Source organism: Paenibacillus wenxiniae (assembly GCF_039822605.1).
GTDB lineage: Bacteria > Bacillota > Bacilli > Paenibacillales > Paenibacillaceae > Saccharibacillus > Saccharibacillus wenxiniae.
Map to the genome: position 1 here is coordinate 244,268 of NZ_JBCGUH010000003.1, position 22,317 is coordinate 266,584.

Consider the following 22,317-nt stretch of genomic DNA (forward strand, 5'->3'; position numbering starts at 1 on the left):
ATTGTCAAAGTTATAACCTGATTTCTTATGTATAGAACATCATAATAAATAACCGGATAGCCGCTCGCTTCCTCTATCCGGTTAATCATATACGATCCGGTTCCGCCCTTCTCTTTTCGCCCGGTATAATGCGCGATCTGCCTGATCAATCAGCAGTTCGGCACATGTCAGCGGATACGTTGCCACACCGATCGATGCGGTCACTTTCAACAGATTACCGTTAGGCAATTGGAATTCCTGCTGTTCAATCAATTTGCGCAACTTCTCCGCGGTCTGCTTCGCCTGTTCAGCGTCACATCCATTCAGCAGCACGATAAATTCCTCGCCGCCTTTGCGCGCACAATAGTCGGACGAGCGTACCGAACGATGCAGCAGATTGCCAAAGCAGGATAGCACCACATCGCCTGCACTATGTCCATGCGTATCATTGATCATTTTAAAATGATCGATATCCAGCATTAACAGAGAGAACGGTTCCTGCGTCTTTTCGGCCTCCTGTATTTTCTCTTCAAAAATCCCTTCAAATGCGCGTGGATTGTACAATCCAGTCAAATAATCCCGGCTTGCCTTTTCCTTGAGCAGATAAAGCGATTGGTTGGAGCGGCTCAAATGCGTGAGCAGCAAATAGGTGAACAATCCGCCGGACGTATACATCAGGATCACAAGAAAAGTATCAGACAACTGACGCTCCGGCGATACTACATATGCAATAAGACACGGAATGACAGTGCTGCACACCACGATCACCAGCCAGCGACGAATCGATTTACGATGCTTACGATCGAGCAGCCATACAGATAATGTATAGGACAGCAAAATCATCATTATACCGATCAGCACAGCGATTATATTGGTGACATCTAACAACAGGAAGCGAGCTAGCAAAATGATGAATAGCGCAATCGTTCCTGCCTTTCGCCCTCCCATATACACAGCACTTATAATCGCCAATATGCGCAGATCCAGATGGAAGCCAGTCGTGGTTGCCACGCTAAGCAACATGAGTCCGACACCAAGCAATCCGTGCAGAATACCGGACAAATATGGATAAGTCTTACTATATTGTGGAAAGTTATCTTTAAACTTATTCAATAATAAATTGGTAAAAAACAAAAATGTCGTTACCATCGTTAAATTGTTCATCAAATTAATCATGGAACCAGCCCTTTCGTCCGCATCGGTTACATCGCTGCAAAATCATATATACAACCAATCATGTAGGGTAACCGATAAGAGCAGTGTGCAGCTAAACCGATAGTTAAGCTGCTATATTATATATTTACGGAAAATAAACCATTATAATTCATAGGGACTTAGAGCTAAATCCCCAAATTTTCTATTAAAATACGTCTAATGACATATAAAAAATAAAAAAACCCGATGCGTGATGCATCGGGCCTTGCATTGACTTAGCGCATTAGAACGAATTTTAGAACGAATTTTTGATAACCGCTTCACTTAGTGGGAAACGACCGGAAGCATAAGCAGGCTTCGCCGCTTTACCAACCGTGATCAGCATGACTGGAATGTAGCGCTCTGGCACATTGAAGTGCTCCACAAATGCTTTGTGATCAAATCCACCCATCGGGCACGTATCGTAGCCAAGCGCGCGTGCTGCCAGCATCAGATTCATTGCTGCCAGCGAAGCGTTAGACAGTGCGCTATCGCGTGCTACGCCTGGATGCTCGTAAGCACCATTAATTTGACCGATCAGTGTATCGCGGATTTCCGCGCTCATGCCACCTGCTTCTACGAGTGCATCGTAGACAGGAACTGCATTTTTGTTCGCTTCCAGATCGCCAAGAATCGCTACAGTAAACGAGCTATCGCCAACTTGATTTTGGTTGTAAGCAATCGGCAACAGTTCTTGCTTTTTCGCCTCGTCGTCGATCACGAGGAATTTCCAGTGTTGCAAGTTCCAGCCAGATGGAGCTGCATTGGCAGCGGACAGGATCAAGTCCATATCCTCTTGTGGGATCACATACCCTTTTTCATATACTTTAACTGAATGACGGTCTTCGATAACCTGAATCGTTTCCGGTTTGATCGCATTAGACATGAACAGCACTCCCTTTAAAATAGTGGATATCGATTTGAAGCGAAACAGACGGTACAGCCACCTGAAGCAGCTTGAGCCATCGCCTATGAAGGCGATAAATCAAAGCTATGTACAGCGTCAGTTGCAACTTATTAATAGTAATCTTATATATATTCCACTGTGATTATACGATTGCATCAAATCCGTGTCAACTGTATTCGTATGAACCGTATGGTTATCAGGTTTTAAATCAAACTTTGGCTATGCACTGCTGCCTGTACCCATTGCAGTAAACGCAAATCCTGACCGCTACCAGCGATCACTGATAAGCCTACCGGTGCTCCGTCGATCATACCTGCTGGAATCGTAATTTGTGGCAAACCGGATAGACCCGCAATCGAGGAAAGCTGCATTGTTTGCGAGCGACGCTGTTCATTGGCCTCGCCGTGAATATGAAGATGTGGAGCAGGGCCAGTCGCCGTTGGTAAGACGAGCAGTCCGCGTTGACCGAGCAGTTCCTGTAGACGTTCCTTTACTGTCTGTTTAAGCGCGAAAGCTGCATGGCTATCTTCACGACGCAGTGTGCTTGCCCAGCGGAAGCGTCCATCGATATCTTCAGCAAAGACAGGCTTCACTTCACCAATCCACTGTCCATGCTCTTCCCAGATCTCAATCCCCTGCACCGTGCGAAATGCAGTCATCCACGCCGCCAACCCTTCGGGTGCAATGGCAATCGATTGCGGCTGTAGGCGCTGGTTATCCCCTTGCTGTAACAGCCTTGTTGCCGCTGCTTGCAGTAAAGCTACCGTTTCTGGCTCGGCAACTGCCCATGCCTCCTCCGGCATGTATAGCTGTTCAAAGTTTGCCCCTGCTGACGAAGCGTCTGCTGTGGAATCGATCAGCACCTTGCCTACCTTATGCAATAACTCCGCACTGTTCGCCATCCAGCCAATCGTATCAAAACCTTGCGCCAGCGGAATAACACCGGTCATATCGATCAAACCGTGCGTTGGACGCATACCGAAGATACCGCAATACGAAGCCGGGATACGTACCGAACCGCCTGTATCGGTACCGATCGCAAAATCGCGCATCTCTGCGGCGACAGCGACTGCCGAACCGCTGGAGGAACCGCCGGGAATGCGCTCCGGTGCAGCTGGATTTACAGGTGTGCCATAATGAACATTTTGCCCATTCAGACTGTACATCAGTTCATCCGTCTGTGTCGTGCCTTGCAGGACAGCGCCTGCATCCAGCAAACGCTGAATAGCCGGTGCTGTGTGCGTAGCAGGCTGATGTGTGCGCAGCCAATCTGGATTTCCAGCGCTGGCCGTATAGCCTTCCAGTTCAAATACATCCTTTACGCCAAAGTGCAGACCGGCTAGTGATCCTTCTGCTCCTGCGCTTTTCATCGTCCATTGCTCATTTACAAATGCATTCCATTTCTGCGTCATTGCGATTCCCCCTATACTTGTCAGGCAGCAGCTCCGTACCGCGCATCTGATCCATCGTAAGTAAATTATGAATTTCATATTGAAATCGATTATTAACCATTATATATTTATTCATATTGCAATTAAAAGTATTATTTTGCAGACAAAAAGAAAGTGAATATTGCATATATTCGAAAAATGGAAACCTGTAGAGCAGATCGGAAACGATGATCTTCCTGTCTTCCGCCTGTATCTTCTATTATCTAAGGAGTGAATACCATGCATCCTTCCAAACCTACCGGCGATACACAGCCGGTCGATATCGACGATATTGATCGCCGGATTATCGCTATTTTAAATCAAAATGGTCGTATTTCGTACACCGATCTGGCCAAAGACATCGGTCTATCCCGTGTCGCTGTGCAGTCCAGAGTGAATGCTTTAATTGAGAATGGAACGATTGAGCGCTTCGCTGCGGTGATCAATCCATCCAAAATCGGCATTTCCGTTTCCGCCTTCTTTAATGTAGAAGTCGAGCCAAAGCATCTGCATGAAACTGCGGATATGCTTGCCGATGAACCTGTCGTCACGAGCCTTTATCATATGACTGGACCAAGCAAGCTGCATATGCATGGACTGTTCCGTGATAATCAGGAGATGGAAACGTTTTTGAAAGATAAACTATACACAATGCCGGGAATTATGAGTGTCGATTGTCAGGTACTGATCACACGTTACAAAAGCCGGATGGGAATGAGGTTATAACGATGAACACACCCGTAGCTCCGGCTGCTGAACATAAGCAGGAAACTCCATTTCGCGAAGCCACCTATAGCGAGCTGTCGTGGGCGATGATTCGCACTGGTATTCTTGGTTATGGCGGCGGGCCGTCGGTGATGCCGCTATTTCGCTATGAAGCGGTCACACGCTATCGCTGGCTTAGCGATGATGAATTCGGTGAAATTTTAGCGCTTGGTAACGCACTGCCAGGTCCAATCGCAACCAAGATGGCGGCGTATCTTGGTTATCGCAGCAAAGGCGTGAGCGGTGCGATCATCGCGGTTCTGGCGCATATTTTGCCTTCAGCGATTGCGATGATCGTGTTGCTGTCGGCGGTTGCCTTTTTAAGTGAATCCAAAATGATTCAGGGTATGATCGCTGCCGTTGTACCTGTCATTGCGGTTATGCTGGGTGTGATGGCCTATGAATTTGGCGAAAAGGCAGTCAAAGGACTGGGCGTAGCGCTAGGAATTGCCTTATTTGTGATCGTATTCGTGCTGCTACAGGTCGTCCATGTGCATGCGGCGATTGTTATTGCGCTATTCCTGATTTATGGTGCCTTTCATTTCCGACTGGTGAACTGGCTGAAAAAACGCCGTCATGGTGGAGGTGAAGCATAATGTGGAGTACAGACTGGCTGGAATGGTTGAAACTGTTCTGGGGCTTTTTCCTTGCCAATGTGCTTGGGTATGGAGGCGGACCGGCCTCGATTCCGCTCATGTATAACGAGATCGTGACCCATTTTCACTGGCTGAATGATACGGAATTTTCAAATGTACTGGCGCTTGGCAATGCATTGCCAGGACCGATCGCAACGAAAATTGCCGCCTTTGTCGGCTTTGATGTCGCAGGCATTCCGGGCTTGCTCATCGCGCTGGTTGCGACGATTGTACCTTCGGCTGTAGCGATGATCGTGTTGCTGCGTCTATTGCAAAAGTATCGCACATCTCCAGTTGTAAAAGGGTTGACGCTGCTTGTACAGCCTGTCATTGCGGTGATGATGCTGTTGCTGACCTGGCAATTGGGAGAGGAATCGTATACATCGATCGGCATATGGCAGACGCTTGCGATCGCACTTGTTGCCTTCTGGGCGATGCAAATTCGCAAAATTCATCCGGCTTTTGTGATTATCGCAGCCTTTGCTTATGGTGCCTTCGCCTTGCCTTATTTTATGTAATCGATCGTGATCGTGCTGGTATGACGCTGCCGCTTTACTACATGACACTAACGGATACCCCTGCAATAGCCTTACGGCGATGCAGGGGTATTATCGTTGTTGACGATGCTGCGCAATTTGAAAATGCTACGCAATGGTTCGCCGCAGAGCAGAGACTTCTCTAGCTTTAGACTTGTCACTGCAACGATCTCCCTGTGCGCTTACGCTCATAGCTATCCTTCGCAATATAACTACAGAACATCATAGCTATAGGGCATCGGCTCCATTATACCGAGCGTCTGCATCCGTTCCCCGTTGGAACAAGCAGACGTTGCTCCATCGGTGTAGATAGCACGATCAAAGTCGTATAGTCACCATAATGACTAATCCGATTTTCAAACGACTCTAGCTCGCGGATAGAGGAAGTCAGCACTTTGAGCAAATAGTTATACTCGCCACTCGTACGATGACACTCGATCACCTCCGGTGATGCTCGGCATACTTCAACAAAATCAACCCCATTGTTCGTATGAAAAAGATAGTAAGCAGATGCCTGATAACCTAACTTTTCAGGCGAAACGACAGCACGGTACTCTTGAATCAAACCGCTCTCTTCCAGCCTGCGTACCCTTTCTGTCACTGCGGGTTGGGATAATCCAACTTCTTTGCCCAGATCAGTCATAGAGATACGGGCATGACGCTGCAAGTGCAGCAATATTTGCTCATCAACCTGATCCATGAATGTCCTCCTCCGGAATTTCATTATTATCGTTCGGTCGAAATAATATGCCTGTTCGATATAAACGTCTGGAGGTTTAACATGCTGCTGTACGTCTAAAACGATATATCCTGACTTTTCATTCTTTCAACCGCAATATGTCGTGTATTGATGAACTATGTATGTTTATAGCACGTTATGATGATTGTGCTTCCCCTATGTTCTCTTTGGCGCACGAAAAATACGTCATCTATTATACGATACGACATATACAATTTGCTTCTTTATTATTATACATCAGACCTCTCCGCTCATATCCTAAAAAAGTATCGCCTTCATCATATTATCATTCACTCTGCATATTCGTTATGTAACAAGCCCTGTTTTCCAAAAGGAACGACAGGGCTTGATGTTAATCGATATACGTTAGATTAATATAGGTTTGATCGATATAGGTTACATGTATATACGTTAAATCTGTATGTGTTAGCTCTACATCCCATTCTACCTCTGATCCTCGCCCTACCTGATATTACAGTCGTTGTACAGTATAAGCGACGCACCGTCTACTTTCGCGTGAGATCCTTAGCGCCGCTCTGTAACCGCAGTTTGCGCCAGAATCGCCTTCATCATCGGTACATATAAATGCCAGTAAAAGGCATCCTCACTCCCTCGCTGATCCAGTGTAAACCAGCGTTTCACCGTATCCCAACCTTCATAACGGCGCCAGAATGGATACTGGTCATGATCCGCATAGTCACCTGCAAAATAATACGAAGTATAGGTCGCATGCTGCTGCCGGATCACGGCGGGGAAGGTATCGCTAATGCCTGCCTCCTGAAGCTTCTGCTTACCGTCTTGCGTCAATCCAAGATCGTAATTAGCTAGAATTTCGGTTCGCTCCGCTGGCTTCATAATATCAAACCAGTAATTATAACGTACTGTCGTATCGAAGCCGATTAGCGCCTTTCCTTGCGCCGTCAGCACTGCCTGTACGCCTTGCTCTCCAATCTGCTTCCCTTCCTGTAGCACGACGACACGTCCGTCCTCATGCACCAGCACGATACCTGAACTGGTATACGGCCAGCGATTCGGATCACTCCCGTCTCCAGTCAGAAATTGGGGCACCTCGCCACCACGTGCCAGATCGCCAAAATAACGTCCTGTCCAACCTGTCCATTCGACACCAAGCAACGGATAGATCTGGTTGCGCACACTCGCCGTTGTCGGTGTAGCCAGACTGTTAAACTCTGCGATTAGCGTTTTCACGCCCTGCTCGGTCACCCCGGTGCGAATGCGCTGTACATCCGATGTATCCAGACCGCCATATAACATCCCTTGCGACAGATCACCATCATCGGTTCCGATGCTGGCACCATTGTTCGCCTGCAAATATTGCGCTTTCTCCACGCCATACGTATCCGCTACATAGATCATATCCGTATTGCGCATATCTTGCGGCAATCCGGTAACTTTATACTGATCATTGCTTTCTGGGAAAAAGCCATAGTAATCGGTCGTATAGTTGTAACGCTGTCCATTTACCTTGGTATACTTTTGCTGATTGAGCAGCCAAACCAGACCTTTATGCTCACGATACGTTGTGTTAGGCACCGTTTTATCCAGAATCGTCACCTGTAACTTCGTATCTGGCTTCACTTCCCACCAAATCCACGGTGTTAACAACAGCGCTACAATGAGAATGGGAATGATCCAGAATGACCATATCTTTCTGGCTTTCATGACCCACCTCCATTGGCACCGTTATCCGTCTTCTTAGAGTTCATCACACCACCGCGTGCCATATCGCCCCAGGCATGCTTTTTACGTGCCGCAATGCGGATCAGCCCTTCAAAACGCCAAAATGTCATCATCGGACGATACCAGAACGTTTCTGACAGAGCGTATAGGAACAGACGTGTCAGATCGCTGACCCGTTTATAGCGTTTGAAGCACCATTCCTCGAATAATACCGCTCCCATCGATAACAGCGAACCGTATAGCAACATGAGCAGCGCCAGAATCAGCGTAATCCGAATATCGATCGTATCCAGAAATAAGCCAATCAGCACAGTCACAATCCCGGTCAGCTCGACGACCGGACCGAGCAGCTCCACGAATAGAAAATACGGCATCGAGATCATACCGATTTTGCCATAGCGCGGATTCAACATCATTTTACGGTTTTTCCACAAGCTTTCGAATAGTCCACGATGCCAGCGTGTACGCTGACGACGTAAAATTTTAGCCTGCTCCGGTGCTTCTGTCCAGCAGACCGGATCGGGCACATACACGATCTGCGCTTTGCTTTTCTTTTCCTGAATCCGTCGGTGCAGACGAACAACCAGCTCCATATCTTCACCGATCGTATTCACTTCATAGCCGCCAACCTCGATCACCCAGCTTTTTTTGAAAATACCAAATGCACCGGATACGATCAACAGCAGATTGTAACGGCTAAGCCCAATCCGTCCCATCAGAAAGGCGCGCAAATACTCAATCACCTGCATCACGACGAGCGGCTTATGCGACAGGCGTACACTATCCCGGCTCAAATAACCGCTATCCACATAACTGCCGTTCGCAATCCCAACGCTACCGCCGGTAGCTACGATTTCCTCGTCAGGCCCTGCATCCATAATCGGCTTCATCACCTTAATAAAAGCATCCTGATCTAGCACCGTATCGCCATCCAGTGAAGCAAAGTATGGATACTGACACACATTAATGCCCACATTCAGCGCATCTGCTTTACCGCCATTTTCCTTATCGACCAGCACCAGATTGCTATGTTGCAGGGAACGATAAATGCCGCGAATCGGCTTCGTTTCTTTGCCAAGCCCTGACCAGCGTACACGGCTCTTAATCTCCACCATATCAAATTCATCGATCAATTGCTGAGCGGTCGCATCTTTGGAACCATCGTTCACGACGACGATCTCAAATTGCTTGTAGTTAATCCCCAGCAGTGAACGCACGCTCCATACAATATTCAGCTCTTCATTGTACGCAGGTACGATAATCGATAATGGCGGTGCCAACTCTTCCTGTAGCACCTGCTCGTACTGGCTCTCGTTGACGTCCTTTTCCCGATTCAGCTTTTGAGCCGCTACGAAAAATAGCACAATATAGACGAGACTGACCACGACGACATAGATGGCAATAATAATGCTGATCATTTCGAAAATCGTACCGATCAGCTCAAGCCAGGTTGCGTTCATATTGTTTCCTTTCCAGCGTCTCCTCCGCCATCTCACGTGCATAGCGGTCCGCATGTTCTCCAGCAGCTACTTTGGCAAGCAGCTCCAGTCCATTTTTGTAGCTGGACAGCGATTCAGCTGCCTGCTGTCTGACCCGATACGAAGAATCGCCCAGCATCTCTAACAAGTAAGATACAAACACATCTTCATGCACATTGCCCATCACCTTAGCACGCATGAGTCGTTCCGGCCATGAGGAGGTCATATCCTCTGGATGATCATGCTCCTCCTCCAGCACCTCCACGAGCAGGCGCGTTGCCTCACGCGACATATAGCCGAAGTTGGCAATGGTCTTGAGCGCACGAATCCGTATTTCTCTATCATAATGACTTAGCTGACGCTCCAGCAGAGCGAGAACTTCGGTGGAACGTACATTATGAATACGCAGTGCATCCATCAAGTTATAGCGAACCCGTCTCGGTAATGTATCAAACTGGGCTAATAACTGATCGATCAGCTCCTCGTTAAGCGGTAGCAAAATCTGTAGTAGCTGACTGTCCGACAGATTATGATCCTTTTCACTAAGGAAGGGGACGATCTGCTCGCTGTTCAGCTTGGACAAAATACGCAAAATCTGAAAGTGCTCCTCCTCCGAGCAGCGCGGCGCCTTCATCCAGCGTATCAGCTCGGGCTGAAGCGAATGAATACGAAACTGCTCAATCCAGAGCAATGTGTTCATCCGTGTGCTCCAGCGGCGATTGCGCAGCGCTTTCCGATAATGCCCTGAAAAGTACCGCTCGGCAAACTCATAAATGAGCCTGCGCTCTTCAGGTGTGTTACTAATCGACAGACGATGCTGTAGTGCCTCCTGTAATGCTTCCATCCGATAAGGCTCCCGGGTCGACAGACGCCGGGACGCCTCACCCGTTTCCAGATACGTTTCCAGCGCTGAATCCGGCTGCTCCAGATCACGTACCATCTCATATACAACAAGCTGGCGTTTATTATACGTTGCTTTGCGATACGCCAGATACGCATAGAGCAGTAACAGAAGCAGCAACATCAAGGCGCTGAGCAGCGCGAAGGCAAGCAGCGCCTGATTCGTATCCAGCTGTTTCATGCCTTCATCCTCCCTAACAGCCGCCGAATACGTGCCTCCAGTTCTACCATGCTGAATGGTTTGGTCAAATAGTCATCGGTACCAGCACTGATCGCATCCGCCACTTCACGATCATCGCCCACTCCAGTCAGCATCAGTACGGTGTAACGATTACGTTTATCCGAGCTGCGCAATCGACGTAACACCTCCATCCCATTCATCCGTGGCATCATCCGATCCAAAATGAGCAAATACCGCGCATTCTCCCCATGCCACGGATCACTGAAAAATTCCTCACCATCACTAAAAGCACGAATATCAAGCTCATGCTCAGCTTGAAGGGAAGACAGACGCTTTTTGAGCATATTGCGAATCAGATCATCGTCATCGACAATCGCAAGCCTCCATGTGTTCACATCCATCGGCGGAATAGGAGCCTGTTCAATCTCAGCGGTCTGCTGACTAAGCAGCACTTTTTCTTCACGATCGACCCACTCCAGACGACGACCGGAACCGTCTCGTGCTTCGGCCTCACGGATGGTATCAGGTTGAAACGCAGGAACGGATCCCGTCGTATTTTCTTGAACCTGTGCTACTGGTGCTGTATTCACTGGCGCTACCGTTTCTCGTACAGGTGTAGGTGGAATTACAGTTTCCGGTACGGATGTTGATGGAGTTACAGTTTCCGATACGGATGTTGATGGAGTTACAGCTTCCGATACGGATGTTGATGGAGTTACAGCTTCCGATACGGATGTTGATGGAGTTACAGCTTCCGGTACAGATGTTGATGGAGTTACAGCTTCCGGTACGGATGTTGATGAAGGTACAGCTTCCTGCTGCGCCACTGGCGTAGACGGCTGTGCAGTCGGCTCCGATTGCACCTGAAGTGAATGATCCGTATACTTGTCGTCATCCATAGCAGATTCAGGACGTTGATGTCGCTTAAGTCTCGAAGACAGAGACGACATTAAATCGTCCATTTTGTATAACATCGAATCCGGCTGTTCTGGTTCGGCAGACTTTGCGGATGAAGATGGCTGCGATGCTTCTGTGTGTGGGTGAGCAGACGGCGAAGCCGCTTTGTCTGCATCATCATGTTGCTGCGCATGTGCTTCTGCATCCAATGCCATTTCCACCAGACGTACAGCCTGTCCATTTTCGACCGGTCTACGACGCTCAGGAACGACCATCACGCCATCACGATTACGTTTCGCTTCCGCCACGATCCGCATAATTCCGTCATAACAGGAAGCAGCGCTCATACCCGGCTTCAGCTCCAGAATACCGGCTGAGAACGACAATCGATAATCATCCAGTCCAATTTCTTCATCCTGCTCCAGTCGTCCCAACAACTGATGGGCAAACGAAGCGGCTTCCTTCTCTCCCACTCCTGGCTGTAACAAATAAAAGCGATCATGACGATCTCGCGCCCAGATATCCTGTGGTCCTAGCACGGGCTTGACCAGATCGGAGAAATGCTTGAGCAGACGATCTCCTTCCGCATAGCCAAACCGCTCGTTAATATAACGGAAGCTGTCCAGATCGAATAACGTCAATGTAGCAGGCTGTGGTCGTTCCAGCTGCAATTGCAAATGACGAACCAGCTCCTGTGCAAAAAAGGTACTATTATAGGCACCGGTCAGCTCGTCCATCATCAGCAGACGATTCAGCTTCAAACGACGAGATACTTGTCGTTTCACCCGTACCGCAAATTCTTCCACATCAAACGGCTTGCCCATAAAATCGTCCGCACCCGATTCGTATGCCTGCATACGAGTCGTGCGATCACGATTCGTGCTGATCACGATCACCGGAATCAAATACTGCTCGCTACGAGACTGCATTTCCTGCAATAGTTCCAGACCGCTTCGTTCCTCCAGCACAATATCAAGTACGACACAGTCCGGCTTCATACTATAAAATAGCTCCAGCGCTCGCTCGGCATCCGGCGTAGCCAGCACCATATATCCCATTCGCTCCAGATGCTCTTTCAGTACAAGCAACAGGCTTAGATCATCATCTACGATCAGCAATGTACCCATATAAGGTGGTAGTTCTGCTGGCGGCTCCTCAACGAGAGCCGGCTGATCACCGTCATCCTCGGGTTCATCCACACTATCCAGTAGTAAAAAAGCGAGCGGAGCCAGCAGTTCACGCGCTTCTGCTACGCGCCAGACACGGGTACTTTCTGCTTCCACACGTTCAAGCAAACCGGAAGCCGTCTGAAACCAATCATCCAGTCCAATCGTTCCTGCGGTGCCTTTAGCGGAATGTAGCAGTCGATACAATTCAGCCTCACTGGTAGACTGTCCGGATGTCGTAGCGGATTTGATTTTGTCCTTCATCTGCTTTATAAAGAGTCGCTGATATTTATCCATAAAATCCTCCCTGGCTGTTGTCGCAGGCGGTCATCGACATCGCCGTTTGTGTGAGTACATTCTATTCCGCGTAACACCGTTAGGTGGCGCAGCGCTCTTCTACCATGCGCTACCTAACCGTAAAGCATACTTTCTATTACCCTCGATTATAGCGTTCCATTGCTCTCATGTGCACAATAGCTGCATTCATGATCGGAAAAACAACGGCTAGACCGCTCCAGTTCCACCATTTGAATCTGGCTTCTGCATTGAGTCTACCTGATTGGCTTGATCCGTATCGCCCAGCAAATCAACCTTGATCACATCATCGACTAGCTTTAGCTCTGCCGCCCCAAGACCGCTACGTCGCAGCGCTTGCTGAAGTAAATGTTCATCCTGATTTCCCTGTACGACCATATCGGTTCGAATCGTCTGCGGACTCTGATCCATAAGCGACACGCCCAGCTCCAATAGGCGATCTACCGTAAATGGCTTCTGCAAATATTTCTCGTCAACCTTCTCGGCAAAATCGCCTGGCTGATCCAGCGCTGACGATACGATAACCGGCACGTCACGAGTTAATGGGTTACTTTTGAGTGCGGCAATAAAGTCCCAGCCACTTTTCGGCCCTTGCAAATGAATATCCACAATACATAGCAGCGGTGGAATGCTTGCCTGCTGCAAGCCAAGAATCGCTTCCTCTGCATTGTTCAACGTTAAAATTTCATAACGTTGTTCTTCAAAAGTCGCTGCAATCAAGCGGGATAAATTCTCCTCATCCTCAATCACGACAATATGATCATCCAATACAGGTACAGTAAGCTTTGGCAGTCGCACGATAAAGGTACTGCCCTGACCAAGCTCGGACTCGAAGGTAATCTCGCCACCAAGATCATTGAGAATCTCACGTACAATTGCCAGTCCGAGACCAGTGCCACCGATCTGACGACGATCCGAATTGTCTACACGATAAAATTTACTGAACATCTTGTCTTTCGCCTCATCCGGAATACCCAGTCCGTAATCCTGTACTTCCACCAGCCAATTGCCTGCATCCTCACGAAGGCGCACATCAACTCGATCCGTGCCCGGGGAATATTTCACCGCGTTACTGATCAAATTATGCATGACCTGGGTCACTCGATCCTGATCGGCACGCACAAGCGCCGTATGCTCTGGCAGCTCCGAATACACATGATGCTCCTGCTTACCATCCCACTGCATCGCCACATCGCTCACAATCGCACGCAGATCGAATGGAACGAAAGTGTACGTCTGTTTTCCAGATTCCATACGCTGCAAATCCAGAAAATCATTAATCAGATTGGACAATCGATTCGCCTCACGATGAATCGTCTCCATATATTTCTTCGCTTTCTCCGGTTTAACTTCACGGTTTAGCAAAATTTCCACAAAGCCCAGAATACTTGCCAGCGGTGTACGCAGCTCATGGGATACGATGCTAACAAATTCATTTTTCATCTGATTCGCCTGTTCCTCTTCGGTACGATCACGCAATACGATCAGATGATATTCTTGCAAATCGGCTCCGGTGATCAGATTGATATACATTTCCATATGGTGTACGCTGCCATCGCGAGCGCGAAGACTGAACTGGGTTCTCCAGTTGGTCAGATGCTCCTTCATCGCATGTACTATTTGTTCGCTTAACTTGTAAGTGCCCATATGTTGCTTGTCGAGAAAAGCATTTAGACTATCGATCGATCCGCCTGCCTTTAGATCTGGCAATACAGCACTCACCTGTTCATTGCAAAACGAAATAATCCCGTTATGATCGAATAACACAAGCCCTTCCTGCAACGAATCGATAATTTCCTGTATCGTATCGCGTTGCTGTTTGATCATCAGCTTCTCTGCTTCCAGCTCGGTATTCAGCTCTTCCAGACGAATACTTTGCTTGCGCCGTTCCTCGCCTGCCAGCTGTGCCTGATACGCCAGGCCAAACTGATTGATCAGTCCCTCGGTTAACATGCGATCTTTAATGTGGACCGCCAGACTGCCATACGTCGTGAACAGCACATACCCGATCACCTGTAGATCCTCATCAAAGAGCGGATAATAATGATCGTCTGCACGCTCATACCCTTCATGGAGTCCGATCTCTTCGCCACTCAGCGAGCGACTGCGCACGACCGGTCTGCGCTCCTCCATCACTTCCAGCGCCGGGCCATACAGCTGTTCTACTTTGCGACCCGTATCGTGCTGCGGCCAACCTACGGCACAAACCATGCGAAAGGAACCGGCTGGCTCCCTCTGATCGCGTACAACGAGCATAACCGCATCATGATGTGTCGCATGCATTAAAGCACGCAGACTATTTTCCAGAAATTCCTTCATGCTGCTGAAACCGGTCAGCTTCTCCTGATAGGAGTTGATCAGCTGTAGCTGTGTTTCACGTTCAGTTAACTTTTCCAAAATAACCGATTGCTCATGCTGCTGTGCCATAATTTCTTCATTTTGCGCTTCCATCTCATCATTTTGCTGTTCCATCTGTTGCAGACTGTATTCATGCTGTTGCTGACGCTCACGCAACTGGTCGGACATATGATTAATTCCAGTGATCAAACTCGTAATCTCATCAGTGGACGTGCGCTGATCTACATGCAAATACTCACCATTACTAATGCGATGTACTGCCGATTCCAGACTAACGACCGGACGGATGATCGATTCGCGTAAATACCGAACGAGCAGTAAAGCTGCGATTAAGCCGAGAACAATAAAAACAAGCGGAATAAACAGCACAATCGAGTTCAGCTGCTGACTCCGTTGCATGAGCTGATTTACTTGGTCGCGTTCATTGCTGATCAAATCTTCAAGTTGACTGTTCACCGACTGCACCAGTGCAGTTGTAATATTACGCGATGTGCTCTCGATTTCATCTTGCTTGCCTTGCTGCTTATATCCTTCAATCAGTGGAAAATAACTAAAATACTCGCGGCTTTGCCGATCCAGCTCAATAATTGCATCTTCATTACTCAGCTTATCTACCGAACGAAGACGGTATTGATTCAAATCTTGCAAAAAACGATCCCGATCCGACTCCGCCTGCACTCGAAATGTGGTCACACTAAATGCAAGATACGCGCGAAAATTCGATACAGCCGAGCGATACGATTCATCGATCGCTTGCAGACGATTTTGCTGATCCAGATGATAGTTAATTTCAGTATTAATATTCGTTACCTGCTGCTTGAATGACCATTCTACCGCAAAGATAATCAAGCCAAAGATCAAAAAGGCAATGATCGTCCAGCGGGTTACACGCCGGGTCAAACCGCCCTGTTGCATCAGGCGTCCTCCCCGGTCAGCAGCCCCTCGGCTGCGTCAATCAGTGCAAGCGGGCTAAACGGCTTGGACATAAACAACGTTACCCCAGCCTGCTCCGCGCGCAAACGATCCTGTTCCTGCGCCTTAGCCGTTAACAAAATAACCGGCTTATCCGCATTGGCATTGCCGCTCGCTCGCAGCCATTCACACACTTCAATGCCCGTCGCTTCCGGCATCATATAATCAAGCACGATCAGATCATACTCTTGCTGGGATAGACGATCTTTCGCCAGCTGTCCATCCTCAGCTTCCGTCATCTCGTAACCTTCATCCTCAAGCGTTTCCATCAATAAAAAACGTAGTGCTGGTTCATCCTCAGCAATCAAAATCTTTTTGTCCGTCATCGTTTTGCCTCCCACATCCGTCAATATGCACCATCGTATGTATACGGCTGATCGGTACAGCCCTCTACAAGCTGGCGCTTCCGTAAACCCTCTTCTTTTAACATAATATTGAATTTATTTAAAACAATAACAATTGTATATTACCACAATCATCCTCGTTCTGAATAAGCTTCAGTCACATCGATCCCAGCACACTGTTTATGACAGCTGCACTGCCTTTGATGACGGTCAGCACAGACCGATCAGGTGATGCCACCCTATAGCGAAACTCAGATCAAAGTAGCCTGATGGCTAGTTAATTATGTTTATCGGCAAATCGCTTTTATTCGCAAATAGTACATCATTCTTAATCTGGTGGATGGCTGGTCGCCTGCCGATCTTCTATCGTATTTCTATTATATTGTGATTGAGCTACTCTCCATTCCCCCGCATTTTCGAACCTGGCTTTTGCTAATCGAGATAGGAATGACTCTAATTGGAAACGCACTAGATCTTCAAACTTTATTCGCATCTGTCTAATAAATGGATGACTGCGATGAAGTAGATAGAGAGCACCAGAGCAGGTTTTGCAAAAAATACAAATTTTAAGCGTTACGTACGATGCGTAAAAGAATGGATATGGTATACTACATAAGTAGTTGAATTCACATTGTGGAGAGGGGTTTTACCGCGATTATGCTTCAATTCAGTCCCTCCTTTTTACAAATCGGCTCGACTGTCGGACTGCTTGTTATCGCTCTGACGGCGATTCTGGTACGCTCGCGTACAAATCATAGACCCGTTAATGCCAAAAAAATTCTAATTCCGCCACTTGGTATGAGTACCGGCTTTTTCATGTTTGTCGTGCCGGATTTTCGCGTTTCCTGGCTGTGGGCGCTTGGAGCCTTTCTAGTGGGGTGGTTTATTTTCTCGTATCCGCTCATTCGAGGTACACGTTTCGAGCATAACGGTACCGATGTTGTGATCCAGCGCTCGAAAAGTTTTCTATTTATCCTGCTCGGCTTGCTGCTCATTCGTTTGCTGCTGCACCGTTTTATCGAGCAGTACATTACCATTCCGCAGACAGCAGGTGTGTTTTTCATTCTTGCCTTTGGGACGCTGTTACACTGGCGCCTCAATATGTATCGTAAATATCGTGCCATCCGTGAACAGGTGGAATCCGGTCAGTCCGTTTGATCGCGGTTGATCATTAGGCATACGGTGCGTCTGTATGTTATATACAAAAAAGCTAAAGCTCTCGTCCGACTTACAGGAATACATTGCGATATGCAATCGTATGCTGCGAGTTGGGAAGGCTTTAGCTTTTTTGCTGTTATAGTAGGGACAATGTACATGTTGCTAGAACGTACATGTTGTTAGGTTATAGTCCATGTACCAGGACGTATACGCCAACTATGTTGCTAGGACATACACCAACTGCGGGAAGAACAAAAGGACGGACTCCCGTCTCGCACAAGCATCTGCGAATGAAGAGTGATTCAATGAAGAGTGAGTTGTAGATGCTCTTGTGAAGAGTAGGTTTTAGATGCCCTTGCTTGCAAACGGTAAGATATTCCACCTTCGCAAAAATGACTTTCCATTAAATCTAGTGAAACCTCGTGCTAATAAACCTCGTATTGGAAAAGCACGCACACGACAGGTTGCCCTTTCGCTTTATTTCCTTTCCTTTGTTCTGTGCTGCTTACACACATACGAGTTGAAGTACACACTCCAGTATGAACCCCATTTAAGACATCAATCTTCATTTACGACATCAATTACGACATCAATCTTCCGCTACACGCACAAGCTGCTTACCAAGATTCTCACCGCTGAATAGTCCGATAAATGCTTCTGGAATATTATCGAAGCCATCGATGATATTTTCGCGGTATTGGAGTCGTCCTTCGCGTACCCATTGTCCCAGTTCACGCAGTCCTTCTTCTTGCTCGGATGCATAATCGCCGACAAGGAAACCTTTGAGCAGCACCGTGCGAGTGAGCAGCATAGGCAGAATGCGTGGTCCAAGCTCTGGTTTCTCCTGATTGTAAAGCGAGATTTGTCCACATAGCGGAATACGTGCGTTACGATTCAGCAGGGGGATGACCGCATCTGTAATATCGCCGCCCACATTATCAAAATACACATCGATGCCGTCCGGGCAAGCGCGTTCCAATGCTTCTGCCAGCGGCTGATCGGTTTTGTAGTTAATCACTTCGTCAAAACCAAGCTCTTCCTTAAGATAACGATTTTTCTCATCCGAGCCGGAAATGCCGATGACGCGTGCCCCTTTGATTTTACCGATCTGCCCTACAATCATACCGACCGCACCCCCTGCACCGGATACGACCAGCGTCTCACCCGGTTGCGGATTACCGATACGCAGTGTACCAAAATAAGCGGTCAATCCGGTCATGCCCAGCACACCAAGTGCTGTTGTGATCGGCGCCAGCTCAGGATCGATCCGGCGACAACTCTTGCCATCGATAATGCCGTAACGTTGCCAGCCCCAGCCACCAGCGACAATATCGCCTTCTGCAAAGCCATCAACACGGCTATGCAACACACGACCAATCGAGCCGCCTGTAATTGGTTCACCGATTGCATACGGTGCCGCATATGATTTGGCGTCTTTCATCCGACCGCGCATATATGGGTCAACCGATACATATAATGTTTTGACGAGCAGCTGCCCATCTTCCGGCATATTCAGCTCTTCTTTCTTTACTGTAAAATGCTCCAACGCTGGTGTTCCTTCCGGACGACTTGCCAGCGCAAAATATTCATTCATTTGTTCTGCCATAGTATGTTCCTCCTCTTATCATTTATTGTATATGCAAACGTAGATGGTGAGCTGGGCACCACTGCGGGAAGGAATAAGGGGACGGACTCCGGTCTCGCACAGGAATCTACGCAATAGAAGTGAAGTGTAGCTTCCCGTGCTTAGAGGTAAGATATTTTGTTTCCACAAAAGTCACTTTTTCATTGCACCCCGTGTTAAGAGATCGCTAATACTAGAAGTCGCTCTTTCCCCTTATTTCCTTCCCATAGTGAAGTGCGGCTCACATTCATACGAGTTCAAATACAATTCTTAGAACACTGCAATCCAAATTATTGCAATTATGCATGGAGCGTATACACCGATGAGTTTGCCACGGGTGCATAGGCTGTAGCTCACTTTATTATTTACCCCAATCGCCACATCTTATGACACCTGTATACCAACTTCTATGCTTACTTTGTTTCTTACTTCGCCTTTTTTACAGACCGGATTACTAATTGAGGTTACGGATTGAAATTACTGTTATGCGATTATGCGATAGGTTTCGATCATGTCTGTGATGTAGATCGTCTTTATGATGTGTTTAGATTATCTTATTTATGTAAAAAGATAGGACTATAGAGAAGCGTATTCCTTTCGTTTCTTCATTACATAATAGCCAATCTGCATTACATATTATTCAATCACAATCCAATTCCGAATCCAGTGTGGTTAATAAAAGAGTTAACTTATATGACATATTTAACAGTTACACATGCATAAAAAGCATGTATAATGGCAATTGTGGAATGTATTTTAACATTACTGCATAAATGTTATGGTTGCACTGGAAATTGATAACTAGACGCGATAGTTGTCGGTTTGAGCAGCTAATAGCGTGATTTTATAAAGAGTGGAGGCTGTGCATTTGGGTAGAAAGAACAGAAAAGTAGCCATTGTTGGAGTCGGGATGGTCGGAGCCGGTTGTGCGTATTCGATGATTAATCAGTCGATTGCCGATGAGATTATGATGGTAGGACGTACACACGAGAAAGCCGTTGCACAGGCACTTGACCTGTCACACTGCATGGACTTTACCTCACATCGTACTAAAGTATATGCCGGTTCCTTGCATGATTGCGGAGATATGGACATCGTCATTATTACGGCAGGTGCGAATCCGAAGCCTGGTCAGGATCGCATGACGGTGTTGCATGAAGCAGCAGCGATTACGAAAGAAATTATCGATCCGATTATGGCGAGCGGATTTGATGGCGTATTTATTATCGCAGCGAATCCAGTCGATGTTGTAACGTACCTGACATGGCAATTTTCCGGACTGCCTCGCGGACGTGTGATTGGCACCGGTACATCGATCGACTCCTCCCGTCTGAAAACGATTCTGTCTGACGTCTTTTCCATTGATCCACGTAGTGTACACGGCTATGTATTAGGGGAACATGGTGAGTCCCAATTTGTGGCATGGTCTCATGTTACGATCGGCGGTAAGCCGCTGTTGCACATTTTGGAGCAACATGCCGAGCGGTTTCCTGAATTGAGTATGGAAGATGTCGCACTCAAAACGCGTGATGCTGGCTGGGAAATTTTCCTTCGTAAAGGCCATACGCAGTTTGGTATCGGCAATGCACTCGCCCATATCGCTCGCTCTATTTTGTACGATGAGCATCGGATTATCGCAGTCTCGGCTATTCTGGATGGTGAATATGGACAACACCAAGTATGCACAGGCGTACCGGCGATTATTAGTGGGAATGGGATTGAAGAGCTGATTGAGCTTCGTTTGAATGAAGAAGAGCAACGCCAGCTAGAACATTCCTGCAATGTGATTCGGACAGCGATTGAGCAGGTGCAGATCACAGTATGAGTCAGATCCACTGGAGCTGAGATGTTATATCGTATAAGATCTGATATCGTATAGTTATGTTTTATAGCTTGGTTGTCTATAAATGATCCTATATGCCTGATACTATTCGATAGGACAGGCGTTGTATAAAGCGTATTTTATAGGTTTTGTCTATGAACTTATAGGTAGATATGAATAAAGCCGGCAGTAGCTGTGGAACTCGTATGGAGTTCTACGACTACTGCTGGCTATTTGGTATAGCTGTATTAGAGTTGTATTTCTATTTTGATGGTGCATGTATTGTCGTTATCCATGTATTGGATCTCATCTGCGATTTTCTATATCCGCCTTCAGCTAGCGTAGCATATCGAACGATTGAACAGGATGCAGTGTAGATCTATAAGATCTATAAGATCTATAAGATCTATAAGATCTATAAGATCTATAAGATCTATAAGATCTATAAGATCTATAAGATCTATAAGATCTATAAGATCTATAAGATCTATGCAAGTATATTCAAGCCAGTTGGATCTGCCGATCGATTCATTATTTTACCGTCAACACCGGGCAATGCGCGTGCTGAATGACTTTATGACTCACACTACCCAGGAACAGTTCGGACATCGTACTCATGCCGCGTGTACCCATCACGATCAGATCGATCGTTTGCTCTTTTGCTGTATCACAAATTACCGTTGCCGGATCGCCGGTATGATAGCGCACATCGTAGGCAACACCCGTCATATCCAAATATTGACGGTACGGTTCGGTCATCTCGCGCCCTTCTTCGTCCAGACGGACACCCACATCCACGCCAAGCGGTGGTTCAGCGACCATCATCGTAGGATTGACGTGTAGCACCGTCAAATGCGGTGCCGTCTGTAACGATTGTGCCAGCTTGACGGCATGCTCCAGTGCACGCTGTGCATGTTCAGAGCCGTCCACTGCGACCAGTATACGCCCATATGCTAAATGATCATGTAGTTCTGACATGTTCTTTTCCTCCAATTATTGTTGAATTGTTGCGCAGCAGGTGTAACGATGTTAGGTATAGCTGGACTCCTATATATTGTTTAGAGCTATACTTCACGGCATCCGTGTCTGGCCTATTATCTAGCTCAGAAATCATATATGTTGTGTGGGACTATCCCCCGGCAACGGACGGAGTAAAAAAGATTACAGCCGCTGGCGGTTCATATCTGCTGTATGACACAGCACCCACCATTCACAC

The 22,317-nt window shown here is 47.4% G+C and carries 17 protein-coding genes; 5 read left to right on the forward strand and 12 right to left on the reverse strand.

All coding sequences use genetic code 11. The features are described from left to right. Nucleotides 1-81 precede the first annotated feature (81 nt). From AAHF22_RS07125 to AAHF22_RS07135, 3 genes are all read right to left on the reverse strand, one after another. Nucleotides 82-1,155 (reverse strand): GGDEF domain-containing protein, encoded by a 1,074-nt coding sequence (locus tag AAHF22_RS07125; protein ID WP_347324300.1) that lies wholly within the window; start codon nt 1,153-1,155, stop codon nt 82-84. A 274-nt stretch (nt 1,156-1,429) separates the two neighbouring features. After that, complete coding sequence (locus AAHF22_RS07130) at nt 1,430-2,059, reverse strand: nitroreductase family protein (RefSeq protein ID WP_347324301.1); 630 nt, start codon at nt 2,057-2,059, stop codon at nt 1,430-1,432. Nucleotides 2,060-2,283: 224 nt separating this feature from the next. Then, a complete protein-coding gene (locus AAHF22_RS07135) occupies nt 2,284-3,492 on the reverse strand; it encodes an amidase (protein ID WP_347324302.1) in 1,209 nt (402 codons plus the stop codon). A gap of 258 nt (nt 3,493-3,750) precedes the next feature. Between AAHF22_RS07135 and chrS the strand changes: the two genes are divergently transcribed. From chrS to chrA, 3 genes are read left to right on the forward strand one after another with little or no spacing between them, the layout of a single operon-like run. Beyond that, nucleotides 3,751-4,236 carry a chromate efflux transcriptional regulator ChrS gene (chrS, locus tag AAHF22_RS07140; RefSeq protein WP_347324303.1) on the forward strand — a complete coding sequence of 162 codons (486 nt, stop codon included), beginning with the start codon at nt 3,751-3,753 and terminating at the stop codon, nt 4,234-4,236. Between the two features lie 2 nt (nt 4,237-4,238). Further along, complete coding sequence (gene chrB / locus AAHF22_RS07145) at nt 4,239-4,871, forward strand: chromate efflux transporter ChrB (RefSeq protein WP_347324304.1); 633 nt, start codon at nt 4,239-4,241, stop codon at nt 4,869-4,871. Next, nucleotides 4,871-5,428 carry a chromate efflux transporter ChrA gene (gene chrA, locus AAHF22_RS07150; RefSeq protein WP_347324305.1) on the forward strand — a complete coding sequence of 186 codons (558 nt, stop codon included), beginning with the start codon at nt 4,871-4,873 and terminating at the stop codon, nt 5,426-5,428. Before chrB ends, chrA begins: the two co-directional genes overlap by 1 nt. A 265-nt stretch (nt 5,429-5,693) precedes the next feature. Here the strand turns inward: chrA and AAHF22_RS07155 are convergent, their stop codons facing one another. From AAHF22_RS07155 to AAHF22_RS07185, 7 genes are all read right to left on the reverse strand, one after another. Continuing rightward, a complete protein-coding gene (locus AAHF22_RS07155) occupies nt 5,694-6,146 on the reverse strand; it encodes an Lrp/AsnC family transcriptional regulator (RefSeq protein WP_347324306.1) in 453 nt (150 codons plus the stop codon). A gap of 564 nt (nt 6,147-6,710) precedes the next feature. After that, on the reverse strand, nt 6,711-7,868 hold the full coding sequence (locus tag AAHF22_RS07160) for a hypothetical protein (RefSeq protein WP_347324307.1): 1,158 nt from the start codon (nt 7,866-7,868) through the stop codon (nt 6,711-6,713). After that, a complete protein-coding gene (locus AAHF22_RS07165; RefSeq protein WP_347324308.1) occupies nt 7,865-9,346 on the reverse strand; it encodes a glycosyltransferase family 2 protein in 1,482 nt (493 codons plus the stop codon). Before AAHF22_RS07165 ends, AAHF22_RS07160 begins: the two co-directional genes overlap by 4 nt. Further along, nucleotides 9,327-10,445: a HEAT repeat domain-containing protein gene (locus AAHF22_RS07170; RefSeq protein ID WP_347324309.1), complete on the reverse strand. Its 1,119-nt coding sequence runs from the start codon at nt 10,443-10,445 to the stop codon at nt 9,327-9,329. Before AAHF22_RS07170 ends, AAHF22_RS07165 begins: the two co-directional genes overlap by 20 nt. Further along, nucleotides 10,442-12,805, reverse strand: a complete 2,364-nt coding sequence (locus AAHF22_RS07175; RefSeq protein WP_347324310.1) for a response regulator — start codon at nt 12,803-12,805, stop codon at nt 10,442-10,444. The genes AAHF22_RS07170 and AAHF22_RS07175 overlap by 4 nt, the downstream gene beginning before the upstream one ends. A 207-nt stretch (nt 12,806-13,012) precedes the next feature. After that, nucleotides 13,013-16,096: an ATP-binding protein gene (locus AAHF22_RS07180; RefSeq protein ID WP_347324311.1), complete on the reverse strand. Its 3,084-nt coding sequence runs from the start codon at nt 16,094-16,096 to the stop codon at nt 13,013-13,015. Beyond that, nucleotides 16,096-16,479: a response regulator transcription factor gene (locus AAHF22_RS07185; RefSeq protein ID WP_347324312.1), complete on the reverse strand. Its 384-nt coding sequence runs from the start codon at nt 16,477-16,479 to the stop codon at nt 16,096-16,098. The genes AAHF22_RS07180 and AAHF22_RS07185 overlap by 1 nt, the downstream gene beginning before the upstream one ends. 675 nt (nt 16,480-17,154) lie before the next feature. On the opposite strand from AAHF22_RS07185, the gene AAHF22_RS07190 reads away from it, so the two are divergent. Then, nucleotides 17,155-17,655 carry a CcdC family protein gene (locus AAHF22_RS07190; RefSeq protein WP_347324313.1) on the forward strand — a complete coding sequence of 167 codons (501 nt, stop codon included), beginning with the start codon at nt 17,155-17,157 and terminating at the stop codon, nt 17,653-17,655. Nucleotides 17,656-18,244: 589 nt separating this feature from the next. On the opposite strand, the gene AAHF22_RS07195 is transcribed toward AAHF22_RS07190, so the two are convergent. Next, a complete protein-coding gene (locus AAHF22_RS07195) occupies nt 18,245-19,261 on the reverse strand; it encodes an NADP-dependent oxidoreductase (protein ID WP_347324314.1) in 1,017 nt (338 codons plus the stop codon). 886 nt (nt 19,262-20,147) lie between these two features. Here AAHF22_RS07195 and AAHF22_RS07200 point away from each other — a divergent pair. Further along, nucleotides 20,148-21,104 (forward strand): L-lactate dehydrogenase, encoded by a 957-nt coding sequence (locus AAHF22_RS07200; protein ID WP_347324315.1) that lies wholly within the window; start codon nt 20,148-20,150, stop codon nt 21,102-21,104. 528 nt (nt 21,105-21,632) lie between these two features. Here the strand turns inward: AAHF22_RS07200 and AAHF22_RS07205 are convergent. Then, nucleotides 21,633-22,079 carry a universal stress protein gene (locus AAHF22_RS07205; protein ID WP_347324316.1) on the reverse strand — a complete coding sequence of 149 codons (447 nt, stop codon included), beginning with the start codon at nt 22,077-22,079 and terminating at the stop codon, nt 21,633-21,635. Nucleotides 22,080-22,317: the final 238 nt, after the last annotated feature.

Excerpts from the sequence above, each read along its gene's own strand:
- AAHF22_RS07190 (WP_347324313.1), top strand. The coding sequence starts at position 17,155 with ATGCTTCAATTCAGTCCCTCCTTTTTACAAATCGGCTCGACTGTCGGA.
- chrS (WP_347324303.1), top strand. The coding sequence starts at position 3,751 with ATGCATCCTTCCAAACCTACCGGCGATACACAGCCGGTCGATATCGAC.
- AAHF22_RS07125 (WP_347324300.1), bottom strand. The coding sequence starts at position 1,155 with ATGATTAATTTGATGAACAATTTAACGATGGTAACGACATTTTTGTTT.
- AAHF22_RS07195 (WP_347324314.1), bottom strand. The coding sequence starts at position 19,261 with ATGGCAGAACAAATGAATGAATATTTTGCGCTGGCAAGTCGTCCGGAA.
- AAHF22_RS07130 (WP_347324301.1), bottom strand. The coding sequence starts at position 2,059 with ATGTCTAATGCGATCAAACCGGAAACGATTCAGGTTATCGAAGACCGT.
- chrB (WP_347324304.1), top strand. The coding sequence starts at position 4,239 with ATGAACACACCCGTAGCTCCGGCTGCTGAACATAAGCAGGAAACTCCA.
- AAHF22_RS07180 (WP_347324311.1), bottom strand. The coding sequence starts at position 16,096 with ATGCAACAGGGCGGTTTGACCCGGCGTGTAACCCGCTGGACGATCATT.
- AAHF22_RS07160 (WP_347324307.1), bottom strand. The coding sequence starts at position 7,868 with ATGAAAGCCAGAAAGATATGGTCATTCTGGATCATTCCCATTCTCATT.
- AAHF22_RS07165 (WP_347324308.1), bottom strand. The coding sequence starts at position 9,346 with ATGAACGCAACCTGGCTTGAGCTGATCGGTACGATTTTCGAAATGATC.
- AAHF22_RS07185 (WP_347324312.1), bottom strand. The coding sequence starts at position 16,479 with ATGACGGACAAAAAGATTTTGATTGCTGAGGATGAACCAGCACTACGT.
- AAHF22_RS07170 (WP_347324309.1), bottom strand. The coding sequence starts at position 10,445 with ATGAAACAGCTGGATACGAATCAGGCGCTGCTTGCCTTCGCGCTGCTC.
- AAHF22_RS07155 (WP_347324306.1), bottom strand. The coding sequence starts at position 6,146 with ATGGATCAGGTTGATGAGCAAATATTGCTGCACTTGCAGCGTCATGCC.
- AAHF22_RS07175 (WP_347324310.1), bottom strand. The coding sequence starts at position 12,805 with ATGGATAAATATCAGCGACTCTTTATAAAGCAGATGAAGGACAAAATC.
- AAHF22_RS07135 (WP_347324302.1), bottom strand. The coding sequence starts at position 3,492 with ATGACGCAGAAATGGAATGCATTTGTAAATGAGCAATGGACGATGAAA.
- AAHF22_RS07205 (WP_347324316.1), bottom strand. The coding sequence starts at position 22,079 with ATGTCAGAACTACATGATCATTTAGCATATGGGCGTATACTGGTCGCA.
- chrA (WP_347324305.1), top strand. The coding sequence starts at position 4,871 with ATGTGGAGTACAGACTGGCTGGAATGGTTGAAACTGTTCTGGGGCTTT.